The sequence below is a fragment of the Acidocella facilis ATCC 35904 genome (assembly GCF_000687875.1).
Lineage (GTDB): Bacteria > Pseudomonadota > Alphaproteobacteria > Acetobacterales > Acetobacteraceae > Acidocella > Acidocella facilis.
Genome location: NZ_JHYG01000014.1, coordinates 31,243 through 50,696, shown reverse-complemented (window position 1 = coordinate 50,696; position 19,454 = coordinate 31,243). Strand labels below are relative to the sequence as shown.

The 19,454-nt window shown below is 64.2% G+C and carries 19 protein-coding genes; 14 read left to right on the top strand and 5 right to left on the bottom strand.

The window, feature by feature from the left end; all coding sequences use genetic code 11:
- Nucleotides 1-545 precede the first annotated feature (545 nt).
- Nucleotides 546-1,136, bottom strand: a complete 591-nt coding sequence (locus T331_RS18505; RefSeq protein WP_051622402.1) for a cysteine hydrolase family protein — start codon at nt 1,134-1,136, stop codon at nt 546-548.
- Nucleotides 1,137-1,177: 41 nt separating this feature from the next.
- Nucleotides 1,178-3,757 carry an ATP-dependent chaperone ClpB gene (gene clpB / locus T331_RS0114520; RefSeq protein WP_026440549.1) on the bottom strand — a complete coding sequence of 860 codons (2,580 nt, stop codon included), beginning with the start codon at nt 3,755-3,757 and terminating at the stop codon, nt 1,178-1,180.
- A gap of 131 nt (nt 3,758-3,888) precedes the next feature.
- Between clpB and T331_RS0114515 the strand changes: the two genes are divergently transcribed.
- The gene (locus tag T331_RS0114515; protein ID WP_026440548.1) at nt 3,889-4,653 is read left to right on the top strand and encodes an MOSC domain-containing protein; all 765 of its coding nucleotides are present in this window, start codon (nt 3,889-3,891) and stop codon (nt 4,651-4,653) included.
- On the opposite strand, the gene T331_RS0114510 is transcribed toward T331_RS0114515, so the two are convergent.
- Nucleotides 4,640-5,911, bottom strand: coding sequence for an AmpG family muropeptide MFS transporter (locus tag T331_RS0114510; RefSeq protein ID WP_026440547.1), 1,272 nt, complete (start codon nt 5,909-5,911; stop codon nt 4,640-4,642). The two genes, T331_RS0114515 and T331_RS0114510, sit on opposite strands and share 14 nt — an antisense overlap.
- Nucleotides 5,908-6,378 carry a DUF3617 domain-containing protein gene (locus T331_RS0114505; protein WP_211248736.1) on the bottom strand — a complete coding sequence of 157 codons (471 nt, stop codon included), beginning with the start codon at nt 6,376-6,378 and terminating at the stop codon, nt 5,908-5,910. Before T331_RS0114505 ends, T331_RS0114510 begins: the two co-directional genes overlap by 4 nt.
- A 155-nt stretch (nt 6,379-6,533) precedes the next feature.
- Here T331_RS0114505 and T331_RS0114500 point away from each other — a divergent pair, with 155 nt between their 5' ends.
- The 13 genes from T331_RS0114500 (at nt 6,534) to T331_RS0114445 (ending at nt 18,719) form a co-directional block, all read left to right on the top strand.
- Nucleotides 6,534-7,955, top strand: a complete 1,422-nt coding sequence (locus T331_RS0114500) for a glycosyltransferase family 4 protein (RefSeq protein ID WP_026440545.1) — start codon at nt 6,534-6,536, stop codon at nt 7,953-7,955.
- Between the two features lie 64 nt (nt 7,956-8,019).
- On the top strand, nt 8,020-8,211 hold the full coding sequence (locus T331_RS20015) for a hypothetical protein (protein ID WP_144052815.1): 192 nt from the start codon (nt 8,020-8,022) through the stop codon (nt 8,209-8,211).
- Nucleotides 8,212-8,312: 101 nt separating this feature from the next.
- Nucleotides 8,313-9,053: a response regulator transcription factor gene (locus tag T331_RS0114495; protein WP_026440544.1), complete on the top strand. Its 741-nt coding sequence runs from the start codon at nt 8,313-8,315 to the stop codon at nt 9,051-9,053.
- A gap of 404 nt (nt 9,054-9,457) precedes the next feature.
- Complete coding sequence (locus tag T331_RS0114490; RefSeq protein ID WP_026440543.1) at nt 9,458-10,705, top strand: type III PLP-dependent enzyme; 1,248 nt, start codon at nt 9,458-9,460, stop codon at nt 10,703-10,705.
- A 79-nt stretch (nt 10,706-10,784) separates the two neighbouring features.
- Nucleotides 10,785-11,222: an HPr kinase/phosphorylase gene (locus T331_RS0114485; RefSeq protein WP_026440542.1), complete on the top strand. Its 438-nt coding sequence runs from the start codon at nt 10,785-10,787 to the stop codon at nt 11,220-11,222.
- Nucleotides 11,219-12,118, top strand: a complete 900-nt coding sequence (rapZ, locus tag T331_RS0114480) for an RNase adapter RapZ (RefSeq protein WP_026440541.1) — start codon at nt 11,219-11,221, stop codon at nt 12,116-12,118. Before T331_RS0114485 ends, rapZ begins: the two co-directional genes overlap by 4 nt.
- 10 nt (nt 12,119-12,128) lie before the next feature.
- Complete coding sequence (locus tag T331_RS0114475; protein WP_008495237.1) at nt 12,129-12,557, top strand: PTS sugar transporter subunit IIA; 429 nt, start codon at nt 12,129-12,131, stop codon at nt 12,555-12,557.
- A gap of 7 nt (nt 12,558-12,564) precedes the next feature.
- Nucleotides 12,565-12,846 (top strand): HPr family phosphocarrier protein, encoded by a 282-nt coding sequence (locus tag T331_RS0114470; protein WP_008495236.1) that lies wholly within the window; start codon nt 12,565-12,567, stop codon nt 12,844-12,846.
- Complete coding sequence (gene ptsP / locus T331_RS0114465) at nt 12,833-14,623, top strand: phosphoenolpyruvate--protein phosphotransferase (RefSeq protein WP_026440540.1); 1,791 nt, start codon at nt 12,833-12,835, stop codon at nt 14,621-14,623. The genes T331_RS0114470 and ptsP overlap by 14 nt, the downstream gene beginning before the upstream one ends.
- 45 nt (nt 14,624-14,668) lie before the next feature.
- Nucleotides 14,669-17,230: a helicase-related protein gene (locus T331_RS0114460; RefSeq protein WP_026440539.1), complete on the top strand. Its 2,562-nt coding sequence runs from the start codon at nt 14,669-14,671 to the stop codon at nt 17,228-17,230.
- Between the two features lies 1 nt (nt 17,231).
- On the top strand, nt 17,232-17,504 hold the full coding sequence (locus T331_RS0114455; protein ID WP_026440538.1) for an RNA-binding S4 domain-containing protein: 273 nt from the start codon (nt 17,232-17,234) through the stop codon (nt 17,502-17,504).
- 76 nt (nt 17,505-17,580) lie between these two features.
- The gene (gene fdxA / locus T331_RS0114450; RefSeq protein WP_008495230.1) at nt 17,581-17,913 is read left to right on the top strand and encodes a ferredoxin FdxA; all 333 of its coding nucleotides are present in this window, start codon (nt 17,581-17,583) and stop codon (nt 17,911-17,913) included.
- Between the two features lie 134 nt (nt 17,914-18,047).
- Nucleotides 18,048-18,719: a CarD family transcriptional regulator gene (locus tag T331_RS0114445; protein WP_244876967.1), complete on the top strand. Its 672-nt coding sequence runs from the start codon at nt 18,048-18,050 to the stop codon at nt 18,717-18,719.
- Between the two features lie 34 nt (nt 18,720-18,753).
- Here T331_RS0114445 and T331_RS18500 read toward each other — a convergent pair whose 3' ends face one another.
- The gene (locus T331_RS18500; protein WP_211248735.1) at nt 18,754-19,398 is read right to left on the bottom strand and encodes a TetR/AcrR family transcriptional regulator; all 645 of its coding nucleotides are present in this window, start codon (nt 19,396-19,398) and stop codon (nt 18,754-18,756) included.
- Nucleotides 19,399-19,454 lie beyond the last annotated feature (56 nt).

Below are 19,454 nucleotides of genomic sequence, written 5' to 3'. Positions count from 1 at the left end.
TCAAACTCTCAAGTTCATCCTACCCAGCGCCTAACCGGCACTAAATATAAATGAAAAAAGCCCTGCTCAAACATGTCGTTCCTCAGTCCTAAGACCAAGAATATTCGAAGCGTTTCTGTACGTAATTTCAAAAGAAATACTCCAGCCACGCTTCCAAAACGACAGAGGTAAAAACAGAACTTAACCCGTCCCTCATATCATCACCCAGATGAAACAAATCACCCAGCAGCTCGGAGTAAACCCCGAACCAGAAACGCCACCAGCGTATCCCTTCCCAGCCTATGCAATTGTCAAAGAGCTAGAGAGGAAAATCTCAACCTGCGAACCAAAAGGTTCGTAGCAAGGCCATCCAATCTACCCGTCCAAGCGCCTCAGATCAAGTCCGCAGCGCCCGTCGGTGGAGGGGCTTCTAACGCCGACACACCGCAACTGTCAACGCACCTTCATCAGCCCCGAAAACCCCGAAAATCCCAGGCTTTCCCTCACCTCCCTCTCGACCCGCGGTATAAATCCCCGGAAAATCTTTCAAAAAAATAGATATGCGTTCAACGCATAGCTTCGAGATAATCCTGCGTCGTGAAAATCCGGGCAAAGCCCGCCCCCAGCGTCGCGGTCACCGCCTGAATGATCGCCTCCTGGCGGTAATCCGCTCCGAGATCCGGCGCCCCCGTCGCATCGGCGATGAAATCCACGAAGTAATCCTTGTCATGCGCAGCACGGGCCGTGGTTTCACAGCAGAAATTTGTCATATAACCACAGATCGCCACGTGGCTGACGTTCAGACTGCGCAGAATGGGCTCCAGCGCGGTGCCCTCGAAGCATGAATAGCGGTGCTTGGTGATATGCAGCGCCGCCGGCAACTGCTTCAACCCGTCCACATAATCGGCCTCGGGTGTATCTTCGACGAAACTTACCGGCTCAGCTGTACCGCCGAAATCAAACATCCGCCCAGCGTCGCGCCCGTCCGCGCGGTGAACATGGCGTACATAGATCACCGGCTTGCCGGCCGCGCCGAATGCCTCGATCAGCTGGTTGATCCGACTCAGCGACGCCTGGATGCCCGGCACGCAGAGCGGCGAGTCGGGCATGGCGTAAATATTTTGAACGTCAATGACGAGCAGCGCGGTGTCGGACATAAAAACTCCCCGGAAATATAACCTTCCGGGGAGCCTAGCACTTAAGCCGCTTCGGCGAGATGACCGCCGATCACTAAACCATCCGGCGAGCCGGACACTTTCACGCTCTCTCCATCCTTCACCGCCCCTTCCAGGATCAGCCCGGCCAGCGGGTTCTGCAGGTTGCGTTGGATCACGCGCTTCAGCGGTCGCGCACCGTAGACCGGGTCATACCCCGCCTCGGCCAGCCAATCCCGCGCGGACTGGTCCAGCTCCAGCCGGATATTGCGCTCCGCCAGCAGCGCCTCCAGCCGTTTCAGCTGGATCGAGACAATCGCCCCCATATCCGCACGCTGCAACCGGCCGAACAGCACGATCTCATCCAGGCGGTTGAGGAATTCCGGGCGGAAATGCTCGCGCACCCGCGCCATCACCCCGGCTTCGGCCAGGCGCACATCCTCGCCCTCGGTCTGCGCCGCCAGAATGTCCGAGCCGAGATTGGAGGTCAGCACGTTGATGGTGTTCTTGAAATCCACCGTGCGCCCCTGGCCGTCCGTCAGCCGGCCATCATCGAGCACCTGCAGCAGCACGTTGAACACGTCCTCATGCGCCTTCTCCACCTCGTCGAACAACACGACCTGATAAGGCCGCCGCCGCACCGCCTCGGTCAGCACGCCGCCCTCATCATAGCCGACATAGCCCGGCGGCGCGCCGATCAGCCGGGAGACAGCATGCTTCTCCATGAACTCGCTCATATCGATGCGCACCATTGCCCGCTCATCGTCGAACAGGAACTCCGCCAGCGCCTTGGTCAGCTCGGTCTTGCCGACACCGGTGGGGCCGAGGAACAGGAAGGAGCCGATCGGCCGGTTCGGGTCCTGCAGCCCGGCGCGCGCCCGGCGCACGGCGTTGGAGACCGCGACCAAAGCCGCCTCCTGCCCCACCACCCGGTGGCGCAGATCATCCTCCATGCGCAAGAGCTTGGCGCGCTCGCCCTCCAGCATCTTCTCCACCGGCACACCGGTCCAGCGGGAGACGACGGCGGCTATGGAATCTTCCGTCACCGCGTCATTCACCATCTGCCCGTCCTGCTGGGCAGCCAACTGCTTCTCCAGCTCGGGGATGCGGCCATAGAGCAGCTCGGAAGCCTTGCCGAGATCCCCCTTACGCTGCGCCAGCTCCACCTCGTTGCGGGCCTGCTCAAGCTGCTCCTTCACCTTCTGCACGTCGGTGAGCTGCGCCTTCTCGGCCTGCCATTTGGCGGTCATCTCGGCGGAGCGCTCTTCCAGCTCGCCCAGCTCGAATTCCAGCTTCTCCAGCCGGTCGCGCGAAGCCGGGTCGGTCTCTTTCTTCAGCGCCTCACGCTCGATTTTCAGCTGGATCAGCCGGCGGTCCAGCTCGTCCAGCGCCTCGGGCTTGCTGTCCACCTGCATGCGCAGGCGCGAGGCCGCCTCATCCACCAGGTCGATCGCCTTGTCCGGCAGGAACCGGTCGGTGATGTAGCGGTTGGAGAGTGTCGCGGCGGCAACCAAAGCGTTGTCCGCGATGCGCACGCCATGATGCAGCTCGTATTTCTCCTTGATGCCGCGCAGGATGGAGATGGTGTCGGCAACACTCGGCTCACTTACGAACACCGGCTGGAAGCGCCGCGCCAGGGCGGCGTCCTTCTCCACATATTTGCGATATTCATCGAGCGTGGTGGCGCCGACGCAATGCAGCGCGCCGCGGGCCAGCTCAGGCTTGAGCAGGTTGGAGGCATCCATCGCGCCATCGGACTTGCCGGCGCCGACCAGCGTATGCATCTCATCGATGAACAGGATGATCTCGCCTTCGGCGGACTCGATCTCCTTCAGCACGGCTTTCAGCCGCTCCTCGAACTCGCCGCGAAATTTCGCACCCGCCACCAGCGCGCCGAGATCCAGCGCCAGCACGCGCTTATTGCGCAGGCTCTCTGGCACATCGCCATTGACGATGCGCAGCGCCAGCCCCTCGACGATGGCGGTCTTGCCCACGCCTGGCTCGCCGATCAGCACCGGGTTGTTCTTGGTGCGCCGTGCCAGCACCTGGATGGCGCGGCGGATCTCCTCGTCGCGGCCGATCACCGGGTCGAGCTTCTGCTCGCGCGCCAGTTGGGTCACGTCCTTGGCGTATTTCTTCAGCGCGTCGAATTGCTGCTCGGCCGTGGCGCTGTCCACCTTGCGGCCCTTGCGCATATCGGCCACCGCCTTCTCCAGCGCCTGGGCGGAAACGCCGGCGGTCTTCAAGGCGCGGGCGGCGGCAGTCTCGCCTGCGGCCAGCGCCACCAGCATCCGGTCCTGCGCCACGAAGCTGTCGCCCGCCTTCTGCGCCGCCTGCTGGGCGGCATCGAGCACGCGCACCAGATCCGGCGTCACATTCGGCTGGCCAGCCCCGGCCCCCTGCACTTTCGGCAATTTCGCCACGGCGGCATCCACCGCCTGCTTGGCCGCCTGCGGATCGCCCCCGGCAATGCGGACCAGCCCGCTGGCCGCGCCTTCCTCATCGTCCAGAAACGCCTTCAGTAGGTGCTCTGGCGTGATCTGCTGGTTATATTCACGCATCGCGATGGTCTGCGCCGCTTGTATGAAGCCCCGCGCACGCTCGGTGAATTTCTCAAAATCCATCTTTTTGCTCCTTCATCGTCCCTGCATCCCAGGCAACGTTCAGGTCCCGCCCCTCAATAGGCAACGCGACCTTGCCAACCCAATATGGGCGACGCCATGATCTGTCTCAAGTGGATTTTTGGGGTCATTCAATGCACATCGCTTCACTCTATCGCTACCCGGTCAAGGGCCTGACCCCGGAGATTCTGACCGCCGCCCAGCTCTCGCCAGGGCGCTGCATCCCCTGGGACCGGGCCTTCGCGCTGAAACAGGGCGACGCTGTGCTGGACGAGGCGAACCCGGCCTGGATCTCCAAGATGAATTTCATGTGCCTGGCCAAGAACCCCAAAGCCGCCTTGCTGCGGACGCGCTTCGACGACGCCACCAAGATGCTGCATATCGAAGGCCCGGACGGCCCCCTTACTGCCTCGCCGCTCACCCCGGACGGCCAGGCCGCCCTCACCGCCTATTTCACCGCCTTCCTGGGCGAGGAGACGCGCTATGGCAGCGAGGGCCAGGCGCCACGCTTCCATTTCTTCCCCGGCCATAGTTTCTGTGACCACAAGACCCAGGTGATCAGCCTGATCGGCAAAGCCTCCCTGGCCGCATTGGAAGAGGCCGTCGGCGCCCCGCGCGAGGCCCGCCGCTTCCGCGCCAATCTCTATCTGGAGGGTACCAAACCCTGGGAGGAATTCACCTGGCTCGGCCGCACTTTGGCCATCGGCGAGGTGGAGATGGTGGTGCAGGAGCGCATCGATCGCTGCGCCGCCACCATGGTCAACCCGGACACCGCCGCGCGCGACGCCAACCCGGTGAAGGAGTTGCGGACCCATTTCGGCCATATCGAGCTGGGGATTTTCGCGGAAGTGACCAAGGGCGGCGAAATCCGCCCCGGCGACAAGCTCAGACTGCTTTGAGCCGGGTTTCCTTCGGCGGATAGAGGCGCAAAATCACCAGCAGCAGCGCGATGCCGGGCAATGCCGCGAAGGCGCAGATGACGAAGAAGCTCACCAGCCCGGTGCGCGCCGCCAGGAAGCCGGAAGCGCCGGCGATGGTATGCAGCGCCAGCGGCGCCAGCGAGGAGAGCAGCGCATATTGCGTGGCGGTATGCTCCGGGTGACACAGGCCAGACAGATAAGAGAGGAAGGCGGTATCCGAAAACGCGTCGGTGAACGCCTCCACGGCCGAGATGATCAGCAGAATATAGGGCAAATGCGGATACAGCCCCAAGACCGGGTAGAGGCAGAGCGCGGCCACCTGCAGCAAGGCGGTGAACAGCAGCGCCCGCCCGACGCCGATCCGCATCACCAGCAAGCCACCCAACCCGGTGCCGGCAATGCCGCAGACCAGCGATAACGGCCCGTTCGCCACCGCGATATGGGCGCGATCGAACCCCAGAGCGGTATAATAGGGGGCCAGCATCGTCCCGCCCAGCGCGCCGCCGAGCCGGAACAGCACGATGAAGCCGATGATCACCGCAATCCCGCGCCGGCCGAGAAACTCCTGCAATGGCTCGCGCACCGCCTGGGTGAAGCGCGACGCCAGCCCGGCCGGATGCGCCTCCCGCGCCACTTGCGGCTCCGGTGCGAACAGCACCGCCAGCGGCCCCAGCAGTGCCAGCACCGCCATCAGCCCGAACGCCCCATGCCAGCCCAGCCCGATGGAGAGCGCGATCACCCCGGCATTCGAAACCTGATAGGCCACCCGCCAGCCCCAGACCTCGCAGGCCAAAGCCGCGCCTTGCAGGTTCGGCGCAAACGCCTCGATGCGCCAGGCATCGATGATGATGTCCTGGCTGGCGGAGAGAAACGCCACCAGCGCCCCCAGCCCCAGCGTCAACCAGATATCCTGCCCCGGATCGCTCAGCGCCAGCGCCGCGATGGCGAGCGCCAGCGCGATCTGCACCGGGATCAACCAGCCGCGCCGCCGCCCGAAGAAAAACGGTTTCGCCTCATCGAAAAACGGCGCCCAGACGAATTTCAGCAGATAGGCCAAGCCGATATTCGCCGTCAGCCCGATCATCCCCAGCGGCACGTGCTCGCCGGACATCCAGTAGCGCAGGGTCGGCCCGGAGAGCGCCCAGGGCAGGCCGGAGGAAAACCCCAGAACCGCCATGATGCCGAGCCGCCCGAAATCCGGACGGCTGAACGAGCCCCGACCGGCCTGTCCGCTCAAGGCGCGTGGTCGTTGATATTGCCCGCTTTGACGAAGACGCCGTCGCGCATGCTGCCCTCATCCCCCGGCGCCATCCCGGCCGGACACGGGCCCTGCCATTGCAGATCGGAGACCATCGACATCTCACCCGAGCTGGTGCTGAAATCCGCCTTCAGCTGCACGGATTTATTGCTGTCATAGGTCAGCGTCTCATGGATCTTCACGGTCCCGGCCGGCTGCACGCAGGTGCCCGAAATCGTGTAGGCCGCGCCGGAGCCGGTGATGCTGAGCTGGCTGCAGCGGCTCTGGCCGGAAAGCAGGAATTTCCGGTCAGTCGCCGGGTCCACGCAGGTCAGCGTCACCACGCCTTGGGCATTCGCCATCGGCGCGCCGCCCGGGCCGGTCACGTTGGTTGTGCTCTGCCACAGCCCCGCCGCGCGGGACGGCAACTCCGCCGCCTGCGCCAGACCGCCCAAGCAAAACGCCACAACCAAGCCACGCGCCAAATTTTTCGTCATGACCGGCAAATTACCGGGCCGCGATGGCCGGCGCAATGGCCGGATAGGTCAGCACGCACGACAAGCTGGGATAGATAATTTACCAAAACGATACTAATGTGAAACCAAATCCGAGGGGCGGAACAATGACCATCTGGTTCGATGTCGAAGACCTGATCAATTTCTTCCAAAGCGCGCGCCGTCCCACCGGGATCCAGCGCTTCAGCTTCGAAACCTGCGCCGCCGCCGCCCAACTCCAAGGCAGCAGCTTCGATATCGGCTTCTGCCGGCGCAATGAGCGCGGCACCCGTCTGCTGGCGGTGGATTTCGCGGCTTTGGAAGCACGTATCCGCGCCACGGCGGAGCAGGAACCACCCGCCCCGGAAATGACACCACCCTCGCCCACCGCCAAAGCACCGAAACCCGGACGCCTATACCAAGCGGCGCGCCGCCTGCCGCCGGCCTACCGACTGCCGCTTGGCGAACTGTATCGGGCAGGCCTGGCCGGTACCGCCGCGCTCAAAGCCCTGGCGCGGGCGGCCTTTGCAACACTCAGCCCGACGGCGCCGACACCCCCAACGACGACGCCCTCGCCTGCCCCGGACACACCACCAATCACCCTTGGTGCTGGCGATTGGCTGATCCATCTCGGCGCCTCCTGGGAGCGCCCCTACGCACCGGGCTTTCTCAACAGCCTGACCGCCGCAGGGGCGCGCCTTGGCCTGTTCGCGCATGACATGATCCCGGATCTGTTTCCGGAATGGTGTACCCAATCGATGGTACGGGATTTCTCCCTCTGGCTGGACGAGCAGGTGCCCCGCGCCGATGCCATTTTCGCGATCTCCCAGAACACGCTGACGGATCTGCAAGCCAGCCTGGAGCGGCGCCATCGCCGGGTTCCGCCACAATCACGCCTGCCGCCCGGCGGCGCCGGGCGGATCATCGGCACGAGGCTGACACGCCCGCTGCCCGACCCGTACATATTGATGGTCGGCACCATCGAGGCGCGCAAGAATCATGGCGGCATGCTGCGAGTCTGGCGGCAATTGCTGCACACCCCCCCGGCCAATGGCGTGCCCCTCCTGGTGTTTGCCGGCAAGGAAGGCTGGTTGACCAAGGATCTGATGCAGCAGCTGGAGAATTCCGCCTATCTGGACGGCCGCATCCTGTTCGTCGATCAACCCAGTGAAACCCAGCTCGCGGCGCTCTATCAGCACTGCCTGTTCACCCTCTACCCATCCTTCTATGAAGGGTGGGGCCTGCCGGTGACGGAATCGCTCTGTTACGGCAAACCGGTCCTGGCCTCCGGCAGCTCGGCCATTCCGGAAGCCGGCGGCCCTTTCTGCGGCTATTTCGACCCCGGTGATCTCAGCGCGGCGGAAGCGCTCATCCGCTCCTGGATCGATCACCCTGAACTCGTCGCCCAGGCCCAGGCGCAGATTGAAGCGGGCTTCATCCCGCCCGCCTGGCAGAACACGGCAGCGGCTTTATTGGTGCAATGCCAGCCGCAACAGACCACTGCCAGCGCGCAGATCCACATCCTCAACCGCCGCGGCAACCCCCTGTAAATATCGGAAAACATGGCGGCGCCGCTGGAACGCTACGGCTTTTTCCGGGCGTGCCACGCCAGCCTTGATCCTGACGCTGGCGCATCGGACAGACATGTATCTCGCTGAGGCTTATCCTCAATTTCATGACGGCCGCCTCAAGGCGGCTGTTTTTTTGGCACAGGCATCGCCTGAAATGACCGTCCGCAAACCTTTGATAAATCATATTACCGCTATAACGCCTGGGAAACACAACCAGACGTTAACAATTTTATAAACTTCGTCTTACTTTTTGCACGCATGATGGATTATTAAATAAAATTATTGACGATTACTCCTCTTGGTTGTATTCGTTCGGCGAACACAACGGAGGCAGCCATGAAGATACTCTCTTTTGAGACGATATCGAATAAAAAAGATCTTTTTACTGCCTTTCTCCGCTCGCGCATGGCCATCGTCGACGAGACCAGCGATCCGGAGGAGGCTCTCGATCTGGTCAAGTTTTATGATTACGACGCCATTCTGCTGCGCTTGTCGGAAACCAGGCTGGGTGACCTGGAACTGGTTCGCAAGCTGCGTCTGGCACGCGTGCGCGCGCCGGTCATCGCGGTCGCCCGCGGCATGAGCGAGGCCGTTCGGCTGCGGGTGCTGCAGACCGGAGCCGATGATTTGATCGTCGACGCGCTGTCGCACGAGGAGGTTTTCATCAAGGTGCAGAATCTCGTGCGCCGTTCCCGCGGGCTCCAGGAAAACGCGCTGCGCATCGGCCAGGTTGAGATCAACATGAACGCGAAGAAGATCTACGCCAACGGCAAGCCGGTGACGCTGACTAAGAAGGAATATCAGATCGCCGAGATCCTCGCTCTACGCAAAGGCGTGGTGCTGAGCAAGGAAGCCATTCTCGATCATCTCTATGGCGGGCTGGACGAGCCGAACCCGAAAATTATTGATGTATTCATCTGCAAGATCCGCAAGAAACTGCAGGCGCTGGGTGTGGATGATTTCATCGAAACCAACTGGGGCCGCGGCTATATGGCGATCGACCATCGCCAGAGCGCGTCCGTACAGGAGAACCTGCCCACCCCACCCAACCCGATGCAGCCGCGCGTTGTGGCCTGATTCATTGGCCGGCAAAATGCCGCCAGTCTTTTCTAGTTCGCATGCAAAAATAGCATAACTCGCGCCGAGCCGAATGGCTTAGAGCATTATTCGTTCAACCCCACTTGGGGTTTGTCCGATGCATCGCACGTGCCGCGAACCTGGCAATCCAGGTACAGTAACGACGAGACGCATCCTGGTAGGTCGAGAGTCGGTTTCCCCGGAAGCCGGGATCAATTGGGAGAGTTTTGATGTTGCTTTTAGAGCGGAATATCGTGATGCGAAGTCCTCAGACCAGCATCTGATCGAACCGTCTGAATTCAGGCGTTGACGGCTTTTAACCACTGCCGCTCCCTGGATTTCCTTTCGCTTCAATTTTTGGTGGGCCTATAGTGCCTGCCGTCGCATGCCGGGGACTTTCCGTTATGAGCCTGATCGAAAACCGCGCGGCCGTGGGCCCGTTGCACCGCCACATCTCGCTCCGTGGCGACGTGAAACTCCTGCCGACCGTCAATGAGATGGTCAAAACGCTGCGCCCCGAGGAGCCGCTGCATTGCGTGCGCCCGAACGTGATCAGCGCCAGCACCCGCTCCTTCGCCACCGCCTTCAATGGCGACGTGCTCTATGCCGTGAAGTGCAACCCGGAACCGGCTGTTCTGCGCGCCGTATGGGATGGTGGCGTCCGCCATTTCGACTGCGCCTCCATCTCCGAGGTGCAACTGGTCCGTCGCCTCTTCCCCGGTGCGGAGATTCATTTCATGCACCCGGTGAAATCCCGTGCGGCCATCCGCGAAGCCTGGATGCTGCACAGCGTGCGCGATTTCGTGCTGGATTCGGAGAGCGAGCTCACCAAGATCATGGATGAGCTGAACCGTCCGGAGACCGCCAAGCCCGAAACCAAGCCCGGCCTGTTCATCCGCCTCGGCCTGCCCGAGACCGGTGCCGCCATCAATCTGTCAAAGAAATTCGGTGCGGATATCGACAGCGCGATCACTCTCCTGCGCGCCGCCCGACCGCTGGCGGGCAAGCTTGGCCTCGCCTTCCATGTCGGCTCGCAATGCCTGGACCCGCTGGCCTGGCGCGATGCCATGCAGCTGGCCGGCGAGGTGATCCGCGCCGCCGGCGTGCGGGTGGATGTGCTCGATGTCGGCGGCGGCTTCCCGGTCGCCTATCCGGACATGGACCCGCCCCCCCTCGGCGCCTTCATGGCCGAGATCGACGCCGCCTATGACGCGCTGGAGATGCCCTGGCTGAAGCTCTGGGCCGAGCCCGGCCGCGCGCTGGTGGGTGGCGGCGCCTCCGTGGTCGTGCAGGTGCAGCTGCGCCGTGGCGAGATGCTCTACATCAATGATGGCGTCTATGGCGCCCTCGCGGATGCCGGGGCGCTGCGCTTTCGCTTCCCCACCCGCCTGCTGCGCGCCCGCGCCAGCCACGGCGCCCCGGACATGCCATTCGGCTTTTTCGGCCCGAGCTGTGATTCGCTGGATGTGATGCACGGCCCCTTCCTGCTGCCCGGCGACGTGGCGGAGGGCGACTGGATCGAAATCGGCCAGCTCGGCGCTTACGGGGCCTGCCTGCGCACCGCCTTCAACGGCTTCGACCGCGCCGCGCTGGTCGAGGTCTGTGACCGCGCGATGCTGGAAACCGCAGGCTACGAGCCGCCGGAGGAGTAACCTCGCGCGGCTACGGCGGCTTGGCACTCATCTGTCAAGCCTTTCGCGTCTGCCCAAACTTTGCCACAGTCGCGTTACCATGCTTTTGCACGCCTCCTGTGCCGCCCGGCAAAGCCAGCCGGGCGGCGACGCTTTGCTGCTCCTCGGGCCATCCGGCGCGGGGAAATCCGACCTGTTGCTGCGTCTGATTGACCAGGGCTTTACCTTGGTCGGGGATGATCAGGTCCTCGTGGAGGACGGCATGGCAAGCCCCGCACCGGGCCTGGCCGGTTTGCTGGAAGTTCGCGGCCTCGGCCTGTTTCATCTCCCCTTCGTCGCCCCTGCGAAACTACGGCTGGCGGTGATCCTCAGCGCGGCGCCGGCGGAGCGCCTGCCGGCCCCGCGCCGCCATGCCCAGCTCGACCTGCCGGAAATCACGCTCGATGCCTCTTTTCCCTCCGCTGCGGCGCGCGCCGCCCTCGCGCTGGAAGCCGCGTGCGGGCGCGTGAGCCAGCATAAAGGCGCCTTCGCGGCATGAGCACGGCGCCCGAGAAGCTGCAGGTGGTGCTGGTCACCGGTCTTTCGGGCGCAGGCAAAAACTCTCTGCTGAGAACGCTGGAAGATCTTGGCTTCGAGACGGTGGACAACCCGCCGCTGGACACGCTGGAGACCCTCACCAGCCAAGCCGAGCAGAATCTCGCCATCGGCGTGGATGCGCGCTCGCGCGGCTTCTCGGCGGAAAACGTGCTGGAAGCGCTGAAGCAGCTGCGCCAGCATGACCGGCTGGACCCGTCCCTCGTCTATACAACCGCCGGCGATAACGTATTGCTGCGCCGCTATTCCGAAACCCGCCGCCGCCATCCGCTGGCGCAGACCGGCGCCATCGCCGAGGGCATCGCACTGGAGCGCGAGCTCACCGCCCCACTCGCCCGCGCCGCCGACTGGCTGCTGGATACCTCCGCTTTGCCGCTGCCCAAGCTGCGCAATCTGGTGGAGGCCCGCTTCGGCGCCACCAATCCCGGCCTGACCGTGGCGCTGGTCTCCTTCTCCTACGCCGTCGGCCTGCCGCCGGAAGCAGATCTGATCTTCGATGCGCGCTTCTTAAAGAATCCGCATTACGTCCCACATCTGAAACCACTTTCAGGGCTGGACCCGGAAGTTGGGAGATTCATCGAAGAAGACGCTGATTTTGCGGAATACTTCGAGAAAGTTTTGAACCTCATCACATTTTTACTGCCGAGATTCGTGCAGGAAGGAAAGAAATATGCAACAATCTGTGTCGGATGTACCGGTGGACAACATAGATCGGTTTATATGGTCGAAAAATTGAATATTCCTTTGGCCCAGGCGGGCTGGCGGATCGGTGTCACGCACCGGGAAGCGCCGAAATTTCTCAGCCTGCGCGAAGGCTCGGTTGATCCGGGGAAGGGCTGAGCGAGAACCTATGATCGGTCTTGTTATCGTTACCCATGGCACATTGGCCCTGGCCATGCGCGACGCCATGGAGCATGTCGTCGGCAAACAGGCGCAGCTGGCGACCGTCTGCATCGAATCCGATGCGGCGTTTGAGGGCCAGAAGGCGGAAATCGCCAAACGCATCGCCGAGGTGGATAATGGCGACGGCGTCATCCTGCTCACTGACATGTTCGGCGGCACCCCCTCCAACCTGGCCATGTCGATGTGCGCGCAGCCCAACATCGAAATCCTCGGCGGGGTGAACCTGCCGATGCTGGTCAAGCTGGCCAAGATCCGCGGCCAGATGACCCTGGCCGAGACGGTGCAGATCGCCGAGGCGGCCGGCAAGAAATATATTTGCAACGGCCATGATCTGCAGCCCCAGGCCCCGGCGGCCACCTGCAACGCGGCGGAGTAACAATAAAATGGACGGCTCCGTGATCACCGCCGAAATCGGCATCGTCAACCGGCGCGGCCTGCATGCGCGCGCCGCCGCCAAGCTGGTGACGCTGGCCGAGCAATATTCCGCCAATGTGGAAGTGGCGAAGGACGGGCAATCCGTCTCCGCCCGCTCGATCATGGGGCTGATGATGCTGGGGGCTGGAATCGGCAGCTCCGTCACCCTCTCCGCCGAGGGATTCGACGCCCGGGAAGCGCTCGACGCCATTACGGCGCTGATCGAGGCCGGCTTCCATGAAAGCGACTAAAAAGCCCGCCGCGCCCAAGGAGAAGCGGCTGCAGGGCAAGCCGGTTTCCGCCGGCATCGCCATTGGCCCGCTGCATGAGGCGGCGGAACCGGCGCTCACGATCTGCCGCGACAAACCCGCCCCGGAATCGATCCCGGCCGAGCTGGAACGGCTGGAAGACGCGGTGGCGCGCTCGCGCAAGCAGCTGCAGAAGCTGAAATCCCGCCTCTCGGCGATGCCCAAGGACAGCCAGGCCGAAATCGCCCCGCTGCTGGATGTGTATCTGCACATGCTGGGCGCCTCGCGGCTGATGCGCGGCATCAAGGCGCGCATCCAGGAGGGCGAACTTGGCGCCGAGGCCGCCGCCCATGAGGAGGCCGAGGCGCAGGCAGCGTTGATCATGAGCCAGGCCGGTGGCGACAAGGCCAGCCGCACCCGCCGCGCGGACGAGGTGCAGGAGCTGGCCCGCCGGCTGATCCGCAACCTCACCCGCCAGCCTTTCCGCTCCTTCGAGGGGTTGCCGCAAGGGAGCATCCTCACCGCCCAGGATCTGCGCCCAGCCGAGGCCGCCTTGATCCAGCCGACGCGCTTCGCCGGCATCGTCACGGCCGAAGGCGGGCTAGACGGCCATACGGCGGTGATGCTGCGCGCGCTGGGCCTGCCCGCCGTGCTCGGCGTCGAAGGGCTGCTGGACAAGGCCGCCCCCGGCTGCTTTGCCATCATCGATGGTGAAACCGGCGATGTCATTCTCAACCCCAGCAAGGCCAGCTTCGATGCGGCGCGCAAAAAGCTCGCCGCGCAGACCCGTGCGCGGCGCAGCCTGGCCCGGCTGCAGCATCTGCCCGCGCAGACGCGCTGCGGCGTGCAGATCGAGCTGCAGGCCAATCTGGAACTGCCCTTCGAGCTGAAAATGATCGCCGAGTCCGGCGCGCGCGGCATCGGGCTGCTGCGCTCCGAATTCATGTTCATGAATCGCGAAAGCGCCCCGGACGAGGAGACGCAGTTTCGCATCTATCGCGACATCATCGAGGCGATGGATGGCGAGCCGGTGACCATAAGGCTGCTGGATTGGGGCTCGGACAAGGAGATCGACGTGCTCTCCCGCCTGCTGCCCGAGCATCCTGAGCCGAATCCGGCGCTGGGGCTGCGCGGGGTGCGGGCCTTGCTACAATTCGAGGATCTGCTGGAAACCCAGCTCGCCGCCATCATGCGCGCCGCCATTGCCGGTCCGGTACGGATCATGCTGCCGATGGTGACGGTGGCCCAGGAAATCATCGACACGCGCGAGGTGATGCGCCGAGTCTGGCGGCGGCTGAAGCGGCGCAAGGCGGTGGCGTTGCCCGAGGCGATGCCGCCACTCGGCATCATGGTGGAAACCCCCGCCGCCGCCCTGGCCGCGCCTTTGATGGCCAAGCATGCGGAATTCTTCGCCATCGGCAGCAACGACCTCACCATGTACACGCTGGCGGCCGACCGCTCCTCGCCCGGCGCGGTGAAGCTTTATGATCCGCTGGAGCCCGCTGTGCTGCGGCTGCTGCATCTCACCGCCAGCTTCGCCGCCGCCGGCGGCGTGCCGGTTTCGCTGTGCGGAGAGCTGGCGGCGCGTCCGGCAGCCACCGCTTTACTGCTCGGGCTCGGGCTGCGCCAGTTCTCGATGCATGGCAACGCCGTGCCGCTGGTAAAACAGGCCATCCGCGCCACCACCCTGCTCGCCTGCGAGGAACTGGCCAACCAGGCGCTGGCGGCGCCCGACGCCAAGGCGGTGCGCGAAATCCTCGCCCGCGCCCAGGGCGGCTGAGCGGCCCCGCTTGCAAAGCCGCGCCCGCACGGTCATTTGAATTTCATGTCCGGCTTCCAACCCCGGGTGAAGGCCGTGCTCGGCCCCACCAACACCGGCAAGACGCATCTCGCCATCGAGCGTCTGCTCAGCCACGCCACCGGCATCATCGGCTTCCCGCTGCGCCTGCTCGCCCGCGAGAATTACGACCGCATGGTGAAAGCCAAAGGCATCAAGGCCGTGGCGCTGATCACCGGCGAGGAAAAGATCGTGCCGCCAGGGGCGCGCTGGTTCTCCTGCACGGTGGAAGCGATGCCGCTGGACCGCAAGGTGGAATTCCTGGCGGTGGACGAGATCCAGCTCTGCGCCGACCCTGACCGCGGCCATGTCTTCACCGACCGTCTGCTGCACGCGCGCGGCCTGGTAGAGACGATGTTTCTGGGCGCCGACACCATTGCGCCGCTGATGCGCCGGCTGGTGCCGGGGGTGGAAATCGAAACCCGCCCGCGCCTCTCCCAGCTCACCTTTGCCGGGGCGGCCAAGCTCTCCCGGCTGCCGCCGCGCTCGGCCATCGTCGCCTTCTCCGCCGCCGAAGTTTACGCCATCGCCGAGGCGGTGCGCCGCCGGCGCGGCGGCTGCGCGGTGGTGATGGGGCGGCTCAGCCCGCGCACCCGCAACGCCCAGGTGGCGCTCTACCAGGACAAGGAAGTGGATTTCCTGGTCGCCACGGATGCGATCGGCATGGGGCTGAACATGGATGTGAACCATGTCGCCTTCGCCGGCATCCGCAAATTCGATGGCCGCCAGCCCCGCCTGCTCACCCCCTCGGAAGTCGCACAGATCGCCGGGCGCGCCGGGCGCGGCATGCGCGATGGCACATTCGGCACCACGGCCGATTGCCCGCCTCTCTCGGAAGAGGTGGCCGAGCAGGTGGAGTCCCACGAATTCGAGAAGCTGGAGCAGATTTTCTGGCGCAACAGCGCGCTGGATTTCGCCTCCCCGCAGGCGCTGCTGGCCAGCCTCACTTTGCCCTCAAATCGCCAGGGGCTGGTGCGCGGCAACGAGGCGGCGGATGTGCAAACGCTGGACGCGCTGACCCGCGATGGCGACATCCAGCGCCGCGCCCAGGGCCGCGCCGCCACCCGCCTGCTCTGGGAAGCCTGCCAGATCCCGGATTTCCGCAAACTCGCCACCGATACCCATGTCAAGCTGGTCGCCAAGGTGTTCACCCACCTACTGGCCAAGGAGCATCTGCCGGAGGATTGGGTCGCCCGCGAGATCGAAAATCTCGATCGTCTGGACGGCGATATCGATACGTTGATGCAGAGGCTGACGGACGTGCGCGTTTGGGCCTATATAACGGCGCGGGCGGATTGGATGAAGGATGCCGACACATGGGCCATGCGGGCCCGGGCGGTCGAGGATCGGTTATCCGATACGCTGCATGTGAAATTGATGACCCGGTTTGTTGATAAGAGGGCGGCACATTTGACGAGACGTTTGGAAGAGGCTGAGGCGGAGGAGCTGCAGGCCATCGTGGCACCGGATGGTCTGGTGAGCGTGGAAGGCCATGAGGTCGGCCGCATCGAAGGCTTTCTGTTCCATCCTGATCCCGCGACGCAGGGGCCTGAGAAGAAGATCCTGCTGCGCGCCGCCCGGCGGGTGCTGGCCCAGGAGATGCCAAGGCGCATCCTGGCGGCCGAAACCGCCGCCGACGAGGCGATCAGCCTCTCGGACGACCGGCATTTCGTCTGGGACGGGGTGAAGATCGCCCGGCTGAAAAAAACCGAGATATTCCTCAAGCCCGGCGTCGAGGTACTGCATTCGGAATTCCTGGACGGGCTGGCGCGCGAGCGCATCCGGACCCGTCTGGCCGCCTGGCTGGCGGCGGAGACCGAGAAGCGCCTGGGCGCGCTGCTCAAGGCCATGGAAAACCCGCCCGCCCCGTTGCGCGGCATCGTCCATCGTCTCTCTGAGTCCGGTGGCGTGCTGCCGCCCGAGCCCTTCACCCCGGAGCTGCGCCAGGAGGCGAAGAAATTCGGCATCGATATGGGGCGCTTCGCCATGTATCTGCCCGCCGCGTTGAAGCCCGGCGCGGCGCGTCTGCGCGCCCTCTTCTGGGGCGTGTGGTACGACCGCAACCCGCCCGAGCTGCCCACACCCGGCCTGGTCTGCGCGCCGATGCCGGAGAATTGGAGCAATGAATTCGCTTTGGCGATGGGCTGGGTCCGCGCCGGCGACATCATGATCCGTCTGGACGTGGTCGAGCGCGTCACCCGCGAGCTGCATTATCTGATGCGCAAGAGCCAGATTTTGCTGCCGCCCAATCTCGGCAGCCGCATGGGGCTGAAGCCGGAGCAGCTGGGCCCGACCCTGAACGTGCTGGGCTTCCGCCTCTTCCCCGCGGCCGAGGCGAGCGAGAAATATTACGGCCCGCCCGCCCCGGCGATGCTGGGCCGGCGCAAGCAGGACCATCACCAGGCGGCCCCGCAGCGCAATCCCCAAGCCGCCCAGCCTGCGCGCCCGAACCGCGAGCCCAAGCGCGACGCCAAGCCGGAAAAACCGGTGGAGATCGACGCCGACAACCCCTTCGCCGCCCTGGCGGCGCTGAAACTGGCGCGGCGCTGATTTGACGGACCCAGGAACAGACTGGCTGCGGCTGGATAAGTTCCTGGTTTTCGCGCGCTTCTGCAAAACCCGTTCGGTGGCGGAGGCGCTGGTGGATCAAGGCGGGGTGCGCATCAACCGCCAGCCCACCGACAAACCCCATGCCAAGCTCCGCCCCGGCGACGTGCTGACCCTGGCGTTGCCGCAAGGGGTAAAGGTGGTGGAAATTCTGTTCCTGCCTGAACGCAGAGGCTCCGCGATGCTGGCACAGGCGCTGTATCGGGAGATTGGCTAATCCGCCGCCTTGACCACCCTCCCCTCCCACGCGCATAGGGGAGCAAAATTCTTACGCGAGCTTTCAGGAGTACCCGATGACCTACGTGGTCACAGAGAACTGCATCAAGTGCAAATTCATGGATTGCGTCGAAGTTTGCCCGGTCGACTGTTTCTATGTCGGCGAGAACTTCCTGGCCATCAACCCGGATGAATGCATCGATTGCGGCGTCTGCGAGCCGGAATGCCCTGCCGAGGCGATCCTGCCCGATAGCGACGACCGTGCCATGGCCTGGCTGGAGCGCAACCGCGAACTCTCCAAGAGCTGGCCGAACATCACCCGCAAGGGCACCCCGCCGGCCGACGCCAATGAGTGGAAGGACAAGCCGGGCAAAGAGGCGCTGCTGTCGCTGGAGCCGGGCACGCCCTGAGCGCTTCCGCCCGGCGGGTGACGGGCGGCTGAATTTATGGTATGGATGTTCCATGTCAGCCGGGTGCGGGCGGCCGCACCCGGCCTTCATATTTTGGCGGCGCCCTCTGGCGGGCGCCTCCCAGCGGAGTGGTGATGACGGATAAGCAGAAGAGCGGCGCTTCCAGGAAGGCCGCGAAACCCGAACAGGACGAAGCCGTGGCCGCGGCGCCCACCCCCGAAACCCCGAAAGCCGAGACCCAGCCCGCCGTGGTGATGCATGGCGGCGTGCCGGCCGGGCCGATCCGCCCGCTGGCCCCGCCCCGTGCCCCAGCCAAGGCGGAAATCTTCAAGGAAGGCGATTATGTCGTCTACCCGACCCATGGCGTCGGCAAGGTGGACCGCATCGCGGTGGAAGAGATCGCCGGCCATACGCTGGAGCTGATCTGCATCACCTTCGATGAAAACCGCATGACCCTGCGCGTGCCGACCACCAAGGCGCGCACCGCCGGCCTGCGCAAGCTCACCTCCAAGAAGAGCTTCGACGAGGTGCTGGCGGTGCTGAAGGGCCGGGCGCGCATCAAGCGCACCATGTGGTCACGCCGCGCCCAGGAATATGAGGCGAAGATCAATTCCGGCGACCCGTCCGCCATCGCCGAAGTGGTACGGGATTTGCACCGCAATGCCGGCCAGCCGGACCAGTCCTTCTCCGAGCGGCAGATCTATGAATCCGCGCTGGACCGCCTGGCGGCCGAATATGCGGCGCTGGAGCAGGTGGATAAGCCCACAGCCATCGAGAAGCTGCTGGCGCATCTGAAATCGGAATAAGGAAAAGGGGCCGCGAGGCCCCTTTTCCTTTGGCTCAGCGCGCGCCATCCAGGAATAATCTGACAATTTCCTTCACGCGTTCCTCAATCTCCTCGGGGCCAGGCGTTTCACGCAAGCCCAGCACGCATTCAGTGTGCAAATTGCCGATCAGCATGCCGGCAAAGGCGGAGGCCGCATAATCCGGGCGCGTCAGGCGCAGTGTGCCGCGTTTCACCTGCCCGGCGAAATAGCCTGTCAGCAGCCTGCGCAGCGCTTGCGGCCCGGCCCGCCAGAAAGCCTCGCCCACCTCCTTCATCGCCGCACTCTCGGCGAACACCAGCCGGTACATGCCCAAAGCCGCGGGGCAGGTGATGGTGGTGAGAAATCTCACCCCCAATGGTGGCAACACGTCTTCTGGTGGCCGCCCATCCAGTTCATCGCCTTCGAAATCCCCGAAAATGGCGCGCACCCGCTCCGTCACCAGCGCCTCGAACAGCCCCTGTTTACCGCCAAACAGCTGATACAGCGTCTGCCGCGACCCGCCTGAGCGGGCGATCACATCATCAAGCGTGGTGCCGGCATAGCCTTTTTCCAGAAAGCTTTGGGCCGCGGCATCCAGAAAAGCCCGCCGCCGCGCCTCCAGCCGGGGCCGGGCCGCCGCATCGTGAGGGTCTTTTTCAACGCGTTCGTCCTGCATCATCATCCCATAAACAGCGCATTACAGCATCGTAAAACCAGGCGGGGTTTCATGCAGGC